This is a genomic window from Escherichia sp. TW09308 (assembly GCF_000208565.1).
GTDB lineage: Bacteria > Pseudomonadota > Gammaproteobacteria > Enterobacterales > Enterobacteriaceae > Escherichia > Escherichia marmotae.
In genome coordinates this window covers 1,623,745-1,637,117 of record NZ_AEME01000001.1, presented here as the reverse complement: position 1 = coordinate 1,637,117, position 13,373 = coordinate 1,623,745, and the positions used below count along the sequence as shown (strand labels likewise).

The 13,373-nt window shown below is 52.3% G+C and carries 11 protein-coding genes and 4 tRNA genes; all 15 read right to left on the bottom strand.

The genetic code is table 11. The features are described 5' to 3' along the window. Nucleotides 1-96 precede the first annotated feature (96 nt). Entirely contained in the window at nucleotides 97-1,332 is a 1,236-nt protein-coding gene (locus ESM_RS0107985; RefSeq protein WP_000941500.1) for an anaerobic sulfatase maturase, read from the bottom strand. Nucleotides 1,333-1,478: 146 nt separating this feature from the next. After that, a tRNA-Pro gene (locus tag ESM_RS0107980) sits at nucleotides 1,479-1,555 on the bottom strand. Nucleotides 1,556-1,597: 42 nt separating this feature from the next. Then, a tRNA-Leu gene (locus ESM_RS0107975) sits at nucleotides 1,598-1,684 on the bottom strand. 20 nt (nucleotides 1,685-1,704) lie between these two features. Beyond that, nucleotides 1,705-1,780, bottom strand: a tRNA-His gene (locus ESM_RS0107970). 58 nt (nucleotides 1,781-1,838) lie between these two features. Beyond that, a tRNA-Arg gene (locus tag ESM_RS0107965) sits at nucleotides 1,839-1,915 on the bottom strand. A gap of 102 nt (nucleotides 1,916-2,017) precedes the next feature. Beyond that, the gene (thrP, locus tag ESM_RS0107960) at nucleotides 2,018-3,403 is read right to left on the bottom strand and encodes a bifunctional threonine/serine APC transporter ThrP (protein WP_000774725.1); all 1,386 of its coding nucleotides are present in this window, start codon (nucleotides 3,401-3,403) and stop codon (nucleotides 2,018-2,020) included. 202 nt (nucleotides 3,404-3,605) lie between these two features. Then, entirely contained in the window at nucleotides 3,606-4,346 is a 741-nt protein-coding gene (gene wecG, locus ESM_RS0107955) for a lipopolysaccharide N-acetylmannosaminouronosyltransferase (RefSeq protein WP_001064030.1), read from the bottom strand. 2 nt (nucleotides 4,347-4,348) lie between these two features. Next, nucleotides 4,349-5,701, bottom strand: a complete 1,353-nt coding sequence (gene wzyE / locus ESM_RS0107950; protein ID WP_000055110.1) for an ECA oligosaccharide polymerase — start codon at nucleotides 5,699-5,701, stop codon at nucleotides 4,349-4,351. Continuing rightward, a complete protein-coding gene (rffT, locus tag ESM_RS0107945) occupies nucleotides 5,698-6,777 on the bottom strand; it encodes a TDP-N-acetylfucosamine:lipid II N-acetylfucosaminyltransferase (RefSeq protein WP_000217208.1) in 1,080 nt (359 codons plus the stop codon). Before rffT ends, wzyE begins: the two co-directional genes overlap by 4 nt. Next, the gene (gene wzxE / locus ESM_RS0107940; protein ID WP_000050280.1) at nucleotides 6,774-8,024 is read right to left on the bottom strand and encodes a lipid III flippase WzxE; all 1,251 of its coding nucleotides are present in this window, start codon (nucleotides 8,022-8,024) and stop codon (nucleotides 6,774-6,776) included. Before wzxE ends, rffT begins: the two co-directional genes overlap by 4 nt. 1 nt (nucleotide 8,025) lies before the next feature. Beyond that, nucleotides 8,026-9,156, bottom strand: a complete 1,131-nt coding sequence (rffA, locus tag ESM_RS0107935; protein ID WP_000612024.1) for a dTDP-4-amino-4,6-dideoxygalactose transaminase — start codon at nucleotides 9,154-9,156, stop codon at nucleotides 8,026-8,028. Nucleotides 9,157-9,160: 4 nt separating this feature from the next. Next, entirely contained in the window at nucleotides 9,161-9,835 is a 675-nt protein-coding gene (gene rffC / locus ESM_RS0107930; protein WP_001145165.1) for a dTDP-4-amino-4,6-dideoxy-D-galactose acyltransferase, read from the bottom strand. A gap of 40 nt (nucleotides 9,836-9,875) precedes the next feature. After that, a complete protein-coding gene (gene wecC, locus ESM_RS0107925; RefSeq protein WP_000006637.1) occupies nucleotides 9,876-11,138 on the bottom strand; it encodes a UDP-N-acetyl-D-mannosamine dehydrogenase in 1,263 nt (420 codons plus the stop codon). Then, complete coding sequence (wecB, locus tag ESM_RS0107920) at nucleotides 11,135-12,265, bottom strand: non-hydrolyzing UDP-N-acetylglucosamine 2-epimerase (protein ID WP_001517404.1); 1,131 nt, start codon at nucleotides 12,263-12,265, stop codon at nucleotides 11,135-11,137. Before wecB ends, wecC begins: the two co-directional genes overlap by 4 nt. Before the next feature lie 55 nt (nucleotides 12,266-12,320). Beyond that, on the bottom strand, nucleotides 12,321-13,367 hold the full coding sequence (gene wzzE / locus ESM_RS0107915) for an ECA polysaccharide chain length modulation protein (RefSeq protein WP_000193465.1): 1,047 nt from the start codon (nucleotides 13,365-13,367) through the stop codon (nucleotides 12,321-12,323). Nucleotides 13,368-13,373: the final 6 nt, after the last annotated feature.

Here is a 13,373-nt window from a genome sequence, read left to right as displayed (position 1 = left end):
AATTCAATAAATTGCAGCGTCCTGTAGGCCGGATAAGATGCGTCAGCATCGCATCCGGCAATCAACCGCAGGCGGCCACAAAATGGCCGCCGATTTTTACTTATTCACCACCATCAAATGCGCCTGCATAATGTCGCTGGCCGGGCGGCCGTGCGCCAGCAAATCAGCCATTGCTTTAAGATACGGAGGCAAATGGCGGAAATAGCGTTGATATCCGGCACACAAATAATTCAGCCCCGGTTTACCGCTGGCATCGAGCATAAAGCGATGTTTCGGGCAGCCTCCCCAGCACGCTTTTAACACGTTGCAACTGCGGCACTGCGCCGGTAACTGCTTGAATTTATCTTCACCAAACGTCTGCTGTTGCGGGGAATCTACCATTTCTGCAATCGTCTGCTGAAGCATATTCCCCAGTCGATATTGCGGATAGACAAAGTGATCACAGGTGTAAACATCGCCGTTGTGCTCAACAATCACCGAACGCCCGCAGGTTGGCTGATGATGGCAAACCGCGCCAGGCGCGCCGACAAAATTGGCAAATGCCCATTCGATATTCATCACGAAAATCTTACCGACGTCGCGTTTGATCCAGTGATCGAAAATCGTCACCAGAAATTCACCGAACTCTTGCGGGCGCACCGACCATTCCGTCAGTTCCCCCTGAATATCGCCAGGCGCTCGTAATTTCAGTCCGTCGTGGGCTGCTGTTTCATCTGCCAGACGTTCCACCACCGGAATAAACTGGATGAACTCAACGCCCGCATCACGCAAAAAGCCATAGACCTGCAACGGTTGCAGCACGCTGGTGCGATTGACGCACGCCAGAACATTATAATCAACGTGATATTTTTGCAGTAGTTTAAGCGCGCGCATCACCAGTTTATGCGTTGGTCTGCCGCCTTTGGTAACGCGGTATTGATTATGGATCTCTGCCGGGCCGTCCAGCGATAAGCCAACCAGAAAATGATTTTCTGCCAGAAACGCACACCATTCGTCATCCAGCAGCACGCCGTTAGTCTGGAAGCTGTTACTTACCCGCCTGCCTGCACCATATTTTGCCTGTAGTGCCACAGCGCGGCGGTAAAATTCCAACCCCGGCAGCGTTGGCTCTCCGCCTTGCCAGGTAAAAGCAACTTCGTTTTGTGGTTCACTGGCAGCGATATAGTGGCGGACATACGCTTCCAGCGTGTCATCGTCCATATGTGTGACAGGATGTTCGCGGTAGAGAGAGTGTTTTTCGAGATAAAAACAGTAGTCACAGTTCAGATTACAATCGGAACCGCTCGGTTTCGCCATCACATGAAAAGCACGCGTTGGAACCTGTTGCAGCATAGTCGCTCCTTGCCTGAAATCGTCCTTCAATAAGTTAAGGGCGAAATCATACCGTGTGGCAATGAGTTACTACGGGCGTTTATTGCGAAGGGAGAGTGATGGAATACACAGAAAACAAAAAACCCCGCCGAAGCGGGGTTCAAAATTGGTCGGCGAGAGAGGATTCGAACCTCCGACCCACTGGTCCCAAACCAGTTGCGCTACCAAGCTGCGCTACTCGCCGAAATACTGCTTTTTGAATTTTTAGTTCAATTCTTTAAAGTCGTGGTGCGAGGGGGGGGACTTGAACCCCCACGTCCGTAAGGACACTAACACCTGAAGCTAGCGCGTCTACCAATTCCGCCACCTTCGCATTTTCACAACTTCTAATAATGGGGTGGCTAATGGGATTCGAACCCACGACAACTGGAATCACAATCCAGGGCTCTACCAACTGAGCTATAGCCACCACTACAAATCTTGTTACGCGGTATTACTACCACCGCAGCTCAAGCGCCGGGACTAAATGGCGCGCCCGACAGGATTCGAACCTGAGACCTCTGCCTCCGGAGGGCAGCGCTCTATCCAGCTGAGCTACGGGCGCTTAGCGCCGTTGCGGGGGTGGATAATACGGACTTCCCACCCCTCTGTCTAGTCCCTTTTTAAATAAAATGCGCGTTTGGTTACGCTTTGCGCATTTTGCTGCTTATTCCTCCAGTTTATGCGCTTTACCGTGGCGATTAAGCCCAAAAACTTTGTAAATCGCCGTCACCGCCAGCATGAAGATGATGCCGACAAACAGCGACATACGAGTATCTTCATTAAAGTACATGCCGATCAAAACGCAAATAAGGAACGCCATTGTCACATAATTTGCCCACGGGAACAGAATGGAGCGGAACGGATGGCTGGCAATCGCCGCTTTGTGCGCACGACGAAAACGCAGTTGGCTTATCAGGATCACAAACCACGGCACCATCCCCGGCAGCACGCTGGCGCTGTAGACGTAAACAAACACACGCTGCGGATTGGGAATGATGTAGTTCAGGCACGAGCCAATTAACAGGATGGCAATGGATACCGCTACTCCCGCAACCGGCACGCCGTGACGAGAAACTTTTGCCATCGCCGCCGGTAACTGACGGTTTTTCGCCAGTGCATAAAGCATACGTCCGCAACTGTACATACCGCTGTTACAGCCAGAAAGCGCCGCCGTCAGTACCACAAAGTTGATAATACCCGCGGCTGCGGTAATGCCAATTTTGGCGAAAGTCAGTACAAACGGGCTGCCATTGCTGCCAATTTCATTCCACGGGAAGATGGTGACGATAACGAAGATCGCGCCTACGTAGAAAATAAGGATTCGCCACAGCACTTTGCCTACCGCACTGCGCAACGTCACCTGCGGATTTTTCGCTTCACCGGCAGTAATGCCAATCAGCTCCACACCCTGGTAGGACGCCACCACGATACACAGCGCCGTCAGGAACCCTTTCCAGCCACCCGCAAAGAAACCGCCATGCTCAGTGAGATTGCCAAAACCAATCGACTGCCCGCCATTGCCAAAGCCAAAGAAAATCACGCCCAGGCCAATGACTATCATAACGATGATCGTGGTGACTTTGATCATCGCGAACCAAAACTCGATTTCACCATACAGTCTGACCGCCGCCAGATTCGCCAGCGCCACCAGCGCCACCGCGATCAATGCAGGTATCCACTGTGCCATCTCCGGGAACCAGAACTGGACGTAGACGCCAATGGCAGTGATTTCCGAGATCCCCACCGCCATCCACATGAACCAGTAAGACCAGGCAGTGAGATAGCCAAAAAACGGGCTCATATAACGATGTGCGTAGACGGCGAACGAACCGGTAACCGGCTCAAGGAATAACATTTCGCCCATTGAGCGCATGATGAAAAAGACGAACAGCCCGGCGATGATATAGGCCAACAATACAGATGGCCCAGCCCATTTTAGGGTGCTGGCGGCCCCCATAAACAGACCAACGCCAATGGTGCCCCCCAGGGCGATGAGTTCGATATGTCGAGCTTCCAGCCCACGCTGTAGCTCTGGTTTATTATCTGCCATAAATCCTCGTGTTGTGTTTGCATGTTTTTCCGGTGTTACCGGTTATCGTTATGGGTACATCGAGTGTTGCGAATGTTTTCGTAATTCAGGAGAAATGGCAAATGAAGCATTAAAAATTTGAATGCTTTGTGTAATAAAACAGCAGAAAGGTGAAGAACAGGCGACATTGTGAACACTTATGCCGCCAGCAAGAGAGGGAAAATCAGAGGTTGCCGGTGTAATGCCAGCGTAAATAGCGCAGTAAACGGAGCTGACGCTTAATGCGACTCGGCTGCGAAAGCAGGCGATAGAGCCACTCCAACCCCAGTTTTTGCCAGATTTTCGGCGCGCGTTTCACATGGCCAGTAAAAACATCGTACGTTCCGCCAATGCCCATATAAAGCGCATCAGGATGCACCTGACGGCAGTCGCGCATGAAGATTTCCTGTTTTGGCGATCCCATTGCGACAGTGACGATTTGCGCGCCACTGGCATGGATACGCTCAAACAGCGCCTGACGCTGCTCGGGTTTGAAATAACCATCCTGGCTGCCAACGATATTCACATTCCACTGGCCGCGCAGTTTAGTTTCGGTCTGCGCCAGTACTTCAGGTTTGCCGCCAACAAGAAAAACGGGCGTCCCTTCTTTTCCTGCGCGAGCCATCAGCTCTTCCCAGAGATCGGCTCCAGCTACGCGGGAAACCTGTGACTGAGGATATTTTTTACGTACCGAACGCACGACGCTAATGCCATCGGCATATTTAAATTCGGCAGCGTTAATTAACGCCCTGACCTCGGCGTTATCTTCAATGGTCAGCATTTTTTCGGCATTAATGGCAACCAGCGTTCCCTGCTTAAGCTGCCCATCAGCGAACAGATAATCGAGGGCATGCTGCATATCACGCCAACCGATCAACTGTAAGCCACGCAGCGTATAGGTCGGTGCTGTGGTGTTGTTATTCATTGTTATCCTTCAATCTGCGTCCGGAGCGATGATTTTATTCGTTTATGAATGAGTCCGGCGCTATCAAAAAGCCAGTACAGTAGTTTTGCAATCATCAGGCTTGCACCGAAGACCACGATAAAAAAGACCACCCGCGAGACAAATGAATCCAGTCCTTCTCGCGCCAGCACGATCATATTGAAGATCGCCCCAAAGCAGAAACTGTGCAAAATCGCTGCCTTATAGCGATTGGTTTCGCGGTTGCCCAGCTCATACAGCCAGTCGAACCATTTTATAATCAGGCCAACCACAATCGCCCCAAGCGGAATAAACAACACACCGCCCATCACCACCAGTGAGCCGATAAGCGTAGGTGAGATAGCCAGCCCGGAGTGATTATTCAGCACTTCCCAGGTGAAATAGTTGGCGGAGTTCAGCACCATACTGGGCCGACCCGGCCACAGCCAGGAAGGAATAAAGACATAGAAATCACGGACAATCGGTGCCAGCCCCTGGAAGTCGATGTTGTCGTAGTTCTGCAATAGCAACGCCAGATTCTCCCACGGCGAGAAAGTGTCGCGGGTGAGATAGAGAAACGTGTAGAAAGCTTCATCACCGCTCACGTTCATTCCGTAGCGTTTTAGCGCCAGCCAGAACATACCGACAATCCCCAGCACGCCTGCCGCTGCCAGCATCCACAGTGAAATCCAACCGCGAATAATGCCGATAAACAGGAAGATAGCGAACGCGATAATGATATTGGCGCGAGTGCCACCGACAATCATGTAGGTCAGCAATCCAAAGGCAACGGTACTGACGAGGAAAAACAGCCACGCTTTGCTGTCCTGGCGCAGAAAATAGACCACCAGCATCGCCGGGATAAAAAAGTAAAAGAAGCGCTTTAACGCCACGCCGGAGACTTCACTGGAAAAGATCTGACTGTAGGAGTTAAGTCGGAACAACAAAAAGCCGTTGTGCATGAAGAAGATGCCGACACTGACCAACGCGATGCCCATCAGGAGAAACCAGGTAAGATTGGTTTCCACGCGATTCATGGTAAACACTGGACGGCGCGGTGCATCGGCAACACTTTTGCGTAAGCGGGTTTTGTAGGTGACGTAATAAACCGCGTAAAAGCAGCCCGCAGAAAGCAACGCCTGCAACAAGATTTCTGGCGGCGCGACACCAACATCAAAGCGGAATACCAGTACGCTGGTCAGCGGAAATCCGAAGAAAAACGTCAGCAAAAAAAGCAATGAAAAGAAGATATTGAAGTTAAACCGCACGCGGCGAAACTCAAACCAGGTCAGCGTGGCGATAAACAGCGTACAGAGCAGCCAGACAACAAACAGGCCGCTGAATTGCAGCAGGCTCATGCGACCTCCCCAGCGGCAATTGCCAGCGCCCGATGCCAGCCTTGCAGATAGTTTGGACTAAAGAAGGCAATGTGGTTTTTATCTACCGACGCCAACTGGCGCTGCGCTTCACGCACAATATCCTCATTGAGATCGTCAGTGGTAAACAGCACCGGCAAATGTTGCTCCGTCATATCCTGCCAGAACGGGTTTTCCCGATTAAGTACGCAGGGAATACCAGCCTGAATCAACAAGCACAGCGTACCGATACCTTGCTGACGGGCAAAAATAAAGTAGCCGAGATCGCACTGGCGAAGTAGTGCCAGATAAGCGTCAAAATCCATTTTTTCGCTCAGAATTTGCAGATTTTCTTCGCTGAATAATTCCAGCCCCGCCTGACGAACCTCGTTGATATACGCATCGTTGTTGGCCGGATATCCCATCGGCACCACCACTTTCACCGTATCGCCAAACTGCCGATGCACAGCGCGTAAGGCAGCGATGTGTTCATTACTGCGATCGCCGGAGTTCCCCACCAGAATAGTCATTTTCCCTTCACGTTGCCGATCGTTAGCCATCGTATTGAGAGAAGGATCCATCCGGGTTGGGAAGTAAATCAGTTCGCCTCGCACCTTTGGATGCGTTCTGGCAAAAAAGCTCAAGTCTCCCCGAGTGGCAAATACACTGCCCACCCGCTTTTGTGCCAGGCGGCGCAGCGGATAAAAGAGCTTATATCTCAAGCCACTGGAAAGTTCATACAAATCAGCGCCCCATATATGCCAGTAAAACTGGCTGGGCTTGATTCCGCCGCTAAGCAGCGCCAGCCATAGTTTTGGATTGAACTGGCCATGGAAGAAAAACCGCTGTTGACGGTTAGCTTTCGCTTTCGCGATAACCGCTTCAGCCAGTGATTTTTTGTCTGCAAAAAAGCGGATAGTGAGCGCCGGACAGCTATCACTTAAGCCGTCGTCCTTGCCTGCAACCATAAACTCGCGCGCGTGCTCGCTTGTCGCAGCCAGCGCGTCGTTGAAAAACCGCAAAACGGTTTGGTTATGGTGAGGGATATCCGATCCCAAAACGTGAATCAGTACAGTCATGCCCGCCTACGCCAGAGTAAAAACACGCCACAACAAAGAGAAAAATAGACGATATAGGTTGCCATATATGCCTGCGCCGCGCCCAGCGCGCCATGCGCGGGGATCAACCAGTGGGCAAATACCATCAACAACGTGAACTGACTGACTTCCGCCAGAATATAAAACCGGAGCGACGCTTTGGCGATCACCAGATAACCAAAGACATAAGCGCCCACTTTTAACACATCGCCAACCAACTGCCAGGCAAAGAGATCGCGCATGGCGGTAAATTTGTTCGATAAAAGTAGCCAGATGGCAAAGTCACGCAGCAACCAGACTGTAAAACTCGCCGCTGCCACCGCCGGTAGAACGAATTTCAGCGACTTCACCACTTCGCGGGTGATATCGCGCTTTTCCGTTAGCCGCGACAGAGTGGGCAGTAAATACACGCTAAAAGAGGCGGTAATGAATTGCAGGTAGGCGTCGGAAATACTACTTACGCCTTGCCAGATCCCCACCTCATCCCAGCTATACTGCGCCGCCAGCAACTTACGCATCATGATGTAAGCAACGGGCAAGGTCACCGAAGTAATCAACGCCATTAACGTGAACTTACTCAACTGCCCCGCCAGACCGCTATCCCAACTGGGTTTCAGATAGCTTAACGGGATAGCGCCACGTTTGATCAACATGATGGCAGCCGGAATTACCACCAACGCAGGAATCAGCGCCAGCCCAAGCAACGCGCCTTCATAGCCACCAAAACGGTAACTGACGTAGTAAGCGATAACACCAATCAGGCTGCCAACAATCAGCGATAACGCATTACCCGCGGCATCGCGAAAGCCTTTCATCAGCGCCAGCAACAGGTTGCCCCAGGCGATACCCATTTGCACCAGCGCCACTAAACGTACCAGCCCCTGGTAGTCAGTATTCCCGAACAATCCCTGGCTGATCGGAGCGGCTGCCAGCACAAAAATCAGCGCCATCAGCGTGGAGAAACCAAGCACCATCGCTGATGATGTACCCACCACACGACGTAGCTGCTGCGGATTATCATGATACTGGGCAACGTATTTGGTTACGCCGTTAAAAATGCCCGCCCCGGCAAGCACGCCGAGTACGGTAATCAACTGACGGTAGTTAGCCGCCAGCCCCAGCCCTGCCGGACCAAATGATACCGCCAGCAGCTTACCGACCAGTAACCCGGCACCAATCTTGACCAGCGTACTGGCCGCCGTCCATAAGGACGCTTTCGCCAGCGACATATCAGGAGAAGTAGTTCAGCAAGGTCGCAATTACCGTGCGTTGATTGACGGGCGACAGATTGTAGAACAGCGGCAGACGCAGTAAGCGCTCGCTCTCTTTGGTGGTGTAGCGATCTTCACCGTGGAACTCACCAAACCGTTCACCCGCCGGGCTTGCGTGCAGCGGAATGTAATGGAACACCGCCATGATTTCTGCTTCTTTCAGGAAGTTAATCAACGCATTCCGGTCATCAATATCACGCAGCTTAATGTAGAACATATGCGCGTTCTGCACGCAGCTATCCGGAATCGACGGTAGTTCGATACGCCCGGTTTTCGCCAGTGGTGCCAGTGCATCGTAATAGTTTTGCCACAGCGCCAGACGCTGCTGGTTGATACGATCCGCTGCTTCCAGTTGCGCCCACAGATATGCGGCTTGCAGATCGGACATCAAATAGCTGGAGCCGATATCGCGCCAGGTGTATTTATCCACCTGACCACGGAAGAACTGGCTACGATTAGTGCCTTTTTCACGGATGATCTCGGCGCGCTCAATCAATTTTTTATCATTAATCAACGTAGCGCCGCCTTCACCACCCGCGGTGTAGTTTTTGGTTTCATGGAAGCTAAAGCAGCCAATATGACCAATGGTTCCCAGCGCACGCCCTTTGTAAGTGGACATCACCCCCTGAGCGGCATCTTCCACCACAAACAGGTTATATTTTTTCGCCAACGCCATAATGGTGTCCATTTCACAGGCCACGCCCGCGTAATGCACCGGCACGATAACGCGCGTTTTGTCGGTGATCGCCGCTTCAATCAGCGTTTCGTCGATGTTCATAGTGTCCGGGCGAACATCCACAAAAACGATTTTCGCTCCACGCAGCACGAAGGCGTTGGCGGTGGAGACAAAGGTATAACTCGGCATGATCACTTCATCGCCAGGCTGGATATCCAACAACAGCGCCGCCATCTCCAGAGAAGCGGTGCAGGACGGCGTCAACAGCGCTTTGGCGCTGCCAAAACGTTGCTCCAGCCACTGCTGGCAGCGACGGGTAAAACCACCATCGCCACACAGTTTGCCGCTACCCATTGCCGACTGCATATAATCGAGTTCGGTTCCCACCACCGGCGGTGCGTTAAATGGAATCATGTGATCACCTGTATAACCAGTACGCGGTGCTTTCTACATTTGCACCACTTTTTATGTATCGTTTAAGCGCGGCGGTGTTGCCCATCTGGGTCGCCACCCGCAATGTTGTTTTACCGCGAGCATACGCCCAGTTTAGCGCCGTTTGCATCAGCTCTGCACCTGCACCGCGTCCTGCCAGCAGGCCAATACGCACGTCTGTCGCATTGAGCTCACGTAAAGAGACATAGCCACGAATATCGCCGGATGGCATGCGTAAGATCAGACATTGATGATCAAAGGTGCCGTACACGGCGTTTTCAATCCACTGCGCATAAAAGCGCCCACTGGCTTCAGGCGCATACCACGGTGCACGAAAACGGCTTTGCGCAAATGCCTCACTCGCTAACTGGCGTAGTACTGGAATATCTGTCTCTTGTGCCACTTCTGCGCCGCTATCACTGGCTCTGGTCACGGGTAGCGCCAAATCAACTTCACCTTCTACCAGTGAGAATCCCAACTGTTGCAGGGCATCCAGTTCACCGATATTTGATGCGACTATTTTGGCCTGCACCCGTGACCACGGCGCTAAGGCGTCTGGTGTCAGGAGTGGCGCGTCAGGGTTAATACGCACGATGGCGCTATTAACACCAAAGAAGGCATTTTCCCAGGTGAGTGGCTCAATACTGGCGCGGACGGGCATAGTGTGGCTCCCTCAAAACAGTCATTCACTGCAATCTGTATCAGCGCCAGACCCCTTTGGTATCGACTACATACTGCTGCTTAACATGATCGCCGCTGATGGCTTTGAACTGACTGTGATCGACCAACATCACCAGCACGTCTGCCGTCGCCAGCGCTTCGTCAAGCTGCGCCAGCGTGCAAAGCCCGGCCAGTTTTTTCGGCAACTGGTGAATGTTCGGTTCAACGACCAGCGTCTCGCCGCTATGCCACTGGGCGATCAGTTCAGCGATTTCCATCGCCGGGCTTTCGCGCAGGTCATCAATATTCGGTTTAAATGCCAGCCCAAAGCAGGCAATTTTCACTTCGCTGGCGCGTTTATCGGTAGCGGCCAGGCAATCGGCAACCGCCGCTTTCACCTGATCAATTACCCAAAAAGGTTTGTGATCGTTCACTTCCCTGGCAGTACGGATAAGCCGCGCCTGCTGCGGGTTCTGCGCTACGATAAACCACGGATCAACGGCAATACAGTGACCGCCCACGCCAGGGCCTGGCTGAAGAATATTGACGCGAGGGTGGCGATTCGCCAGACGAATCAGCTCCCAGACGTTAATTCCCTGCCCGGCGCAAATCAGCGACAGTTCGTTAGCAAACGCGATATTCACATCGCGGAAGCTATTTTCGGTGAGCTTACACATTTCCGCCGTCCGGGAGTTAGTGACAACACACTCACCTTCGAGGAAAATTTTGTACAGTTCACTGGCGCGCGCCGAGCAAACCGGTGTCATGCCACCTATTACACGGTCATTTTTAATCAGCTCGACCATCACCTGCCCCGGTAACACGCGTTCCGGGCAATAGGCAATATTCACGTCGGCCTGTTCGCCCACCTGCTGCGGGAAAGTCAGGTCCGGACGCATTTCTGCTAACCATTCTGCCATTTTCTCGGTTGAACCCACCGGAGAGGTGGACTCAAGGATCACCAGCGCACCTTTTTTCAGCACTGGCGCAATGGAGCGGGCAGCCGATTCGACGTAAGCCATATCCGGCTCATGATCGCCTTTAAACGGCGTTGGTACAGCAATCAGCCAGGCATCAGCCTCAACGGGCGTTGTGCTCGCTCGCAAAAAGCCACCTTCTACGGCAGTTTTTACTACACTCGCCAAATCAGGCTCGACGATATGGATTTCTCCACGATTGATAGTATCAACCGTTTGTTGGTTGATATCGACACCAATCACCTGTTTTTGCCGTGAGGCAAACGCAGCGGCTGTCGGCAGCCCAATGTAACCCAGTCCGATGACAGAAATGGTCGCAAAACTCATAGTGATATCCGATTATTTTTTAACGCTTCCAGAATGCGAGAGCATGCCTGACCATCACCATAGGGGTTATGGGCGCGGCTCATCATTTGATATTCGTTGTCGTCGTTGAGAAGACGTGTCACTTCCTCAACGATCCGTTGTTTATCCGTCCCCACCAGACGCACCGTTCCAGCGGTAACAGCTTCCGGGCGCTCGGTGGTGTCACGCATCACCAGCACCGGTTTACCCAGCGAAGGCGCTTCTTCCTGAATACCGCCAGAGTCAGTCAAAATCAACCATGCGTGATTCATCAGCCAGACAAACGGTAAATACTCCTGGGGATCGATCAGAATGACGTTTTTTACGTGCCCCAGAATGCGACTAACCGGTTCTCTGACATTCGGGTTGAGATGTACCGGATAAACAATCTGGATGTCCTGATGAGTGGTGGCTATTTCTGCCAGCGCATGGCAAATCTCCTCAAAGCCACGACCGAAGCTTTCACGCCTGTGACCGGTCACCAGAATCATCTTCTTATCAGGGTCGATAAACGGGTAATTTGCCGCCAGTTCTGAACGCAGCATCTCGCTGCTCATCACTTGATCGCGCACCCACAACAAAGCGTCGATAACTGTATTGCCGGTAATGAAGATTCGGCTATCAGCGACGTTTTCACGTAGCAGGTTTTGCCGTGAGGTCTCAGTTGGGGAGAAATGGTACATTGCCAGATGACCGGTCAGCGTGCGGTTAGCTTCTTCCGGCCACGGCGAGTAAAGATCGCCCGTGCGTAGCCCGGCCTCAACGTGACCAACAGGAATGCGCTGATAAAACGCCGCCAGACTGGTGGCCAGCGTCGTGGTGGTATCGCCGTGTACCAGTACAACGTCTGGTTTGAACTCGGCAAGAATAGGTTTTAATCCCTCAAGAATTCGACAGGTTATCTCTGTCAGTCCCTGTCCTGGCTGCATTATGTTGAGATCGTAGTCAGGTACAATGGAAAAGAGTTTCAGCACCTGATCGAGCATCTCCCGATGCTGCGCAGTGACGCAAACTTTAGCCTCAAAAAAAGGATCTTTTGCCAACGCATGCACCAACGGCGCCATCTTGATGGCTTCCGGGCGCGTACCAAATACAGTCAGTACTTTCACATCGATTCTCTTTGAATAAGCGGCGAGCGCCTTTGTGCTCACCGCAACTGTGTTGCTATTTCGAGCAACGGCGGGTTAATGCGACACCAGCCCCGATCAGCCCCCCGACAATGCCCCACATAATCATCAGGAAGGCACGGCGTGGGCTATCGCGTTTTACCGGTTCTTCCGGTGTACGCAAATAGCGATAGGTCTGAAAACGCGGATCCAGGGTTGGACCAACATTAAGGGTGTTTAACATGGCCCGATTCTGATCATAGTCGAGATCAAAGGCCGGGCCGACGGCCTGTAAATTTTCTAATCGCGCCTGCAGCATCGGGCGACCCAACAAAAACATTTCTGAATCAGGCAATTCATCCGCCGGGACATCTGTCGCGCTGCGAGAGATATTATGTTGCTCAGCGATTTTGAGTGCCTGCTCAATGCTGTTTACCCGGCGGTCGTAGATCGCTTTCGCGACTTCTTCCTGACGCTTCACCTGGGCTTTCATTTGGATAGTGCGCGCTGCCCATGCACCTTTCAGCTCATCATTCAGATGGCTGGCCGCGCGCTGACTGGCGAATGCGACATATTGACGCAGCAGATTATTGGCATCGGGGGCAGTTTCAGCAATCAATTTAACGTTATCGTTGATCGCTCGGGTGAAATCACCGGGAATAAACTGGATGTTGTTGATCATTTCATCCAGCAGAGCCGCATCTGCTTTGCTGTTGCCAACCATCCGCTGTTTGTAATAGTCGGTCTGCAACCAGAAATCGCGGCGGGTGTCCCACGACGCCAGTTGCATAACAAACTCTTTATAGGCTTCGTCCATGACCGATGGTTGATCGGCAGAAGCCATGTTCGAACGAACATCCAGGTTACGTAGAAACTGCTGCTGCGAGTAGTATCCGCCCAGCATATTGACCGTTGGACGATCGGTAATCGCCGTCGCGCTCCACTCCTGACGGGCGAAAAATGTATACGCCAGCGCAATTAACGCAAACGCCAGCCCCATGCCAACAATCCACAGCTTCCCAGCCCACAAGGTACGAAACAACCCACGAATATCCAGTTCATTTTCAGCATTTTCGGCTGGTTTCCCAGGCATTGGTTGCGTCATTACATC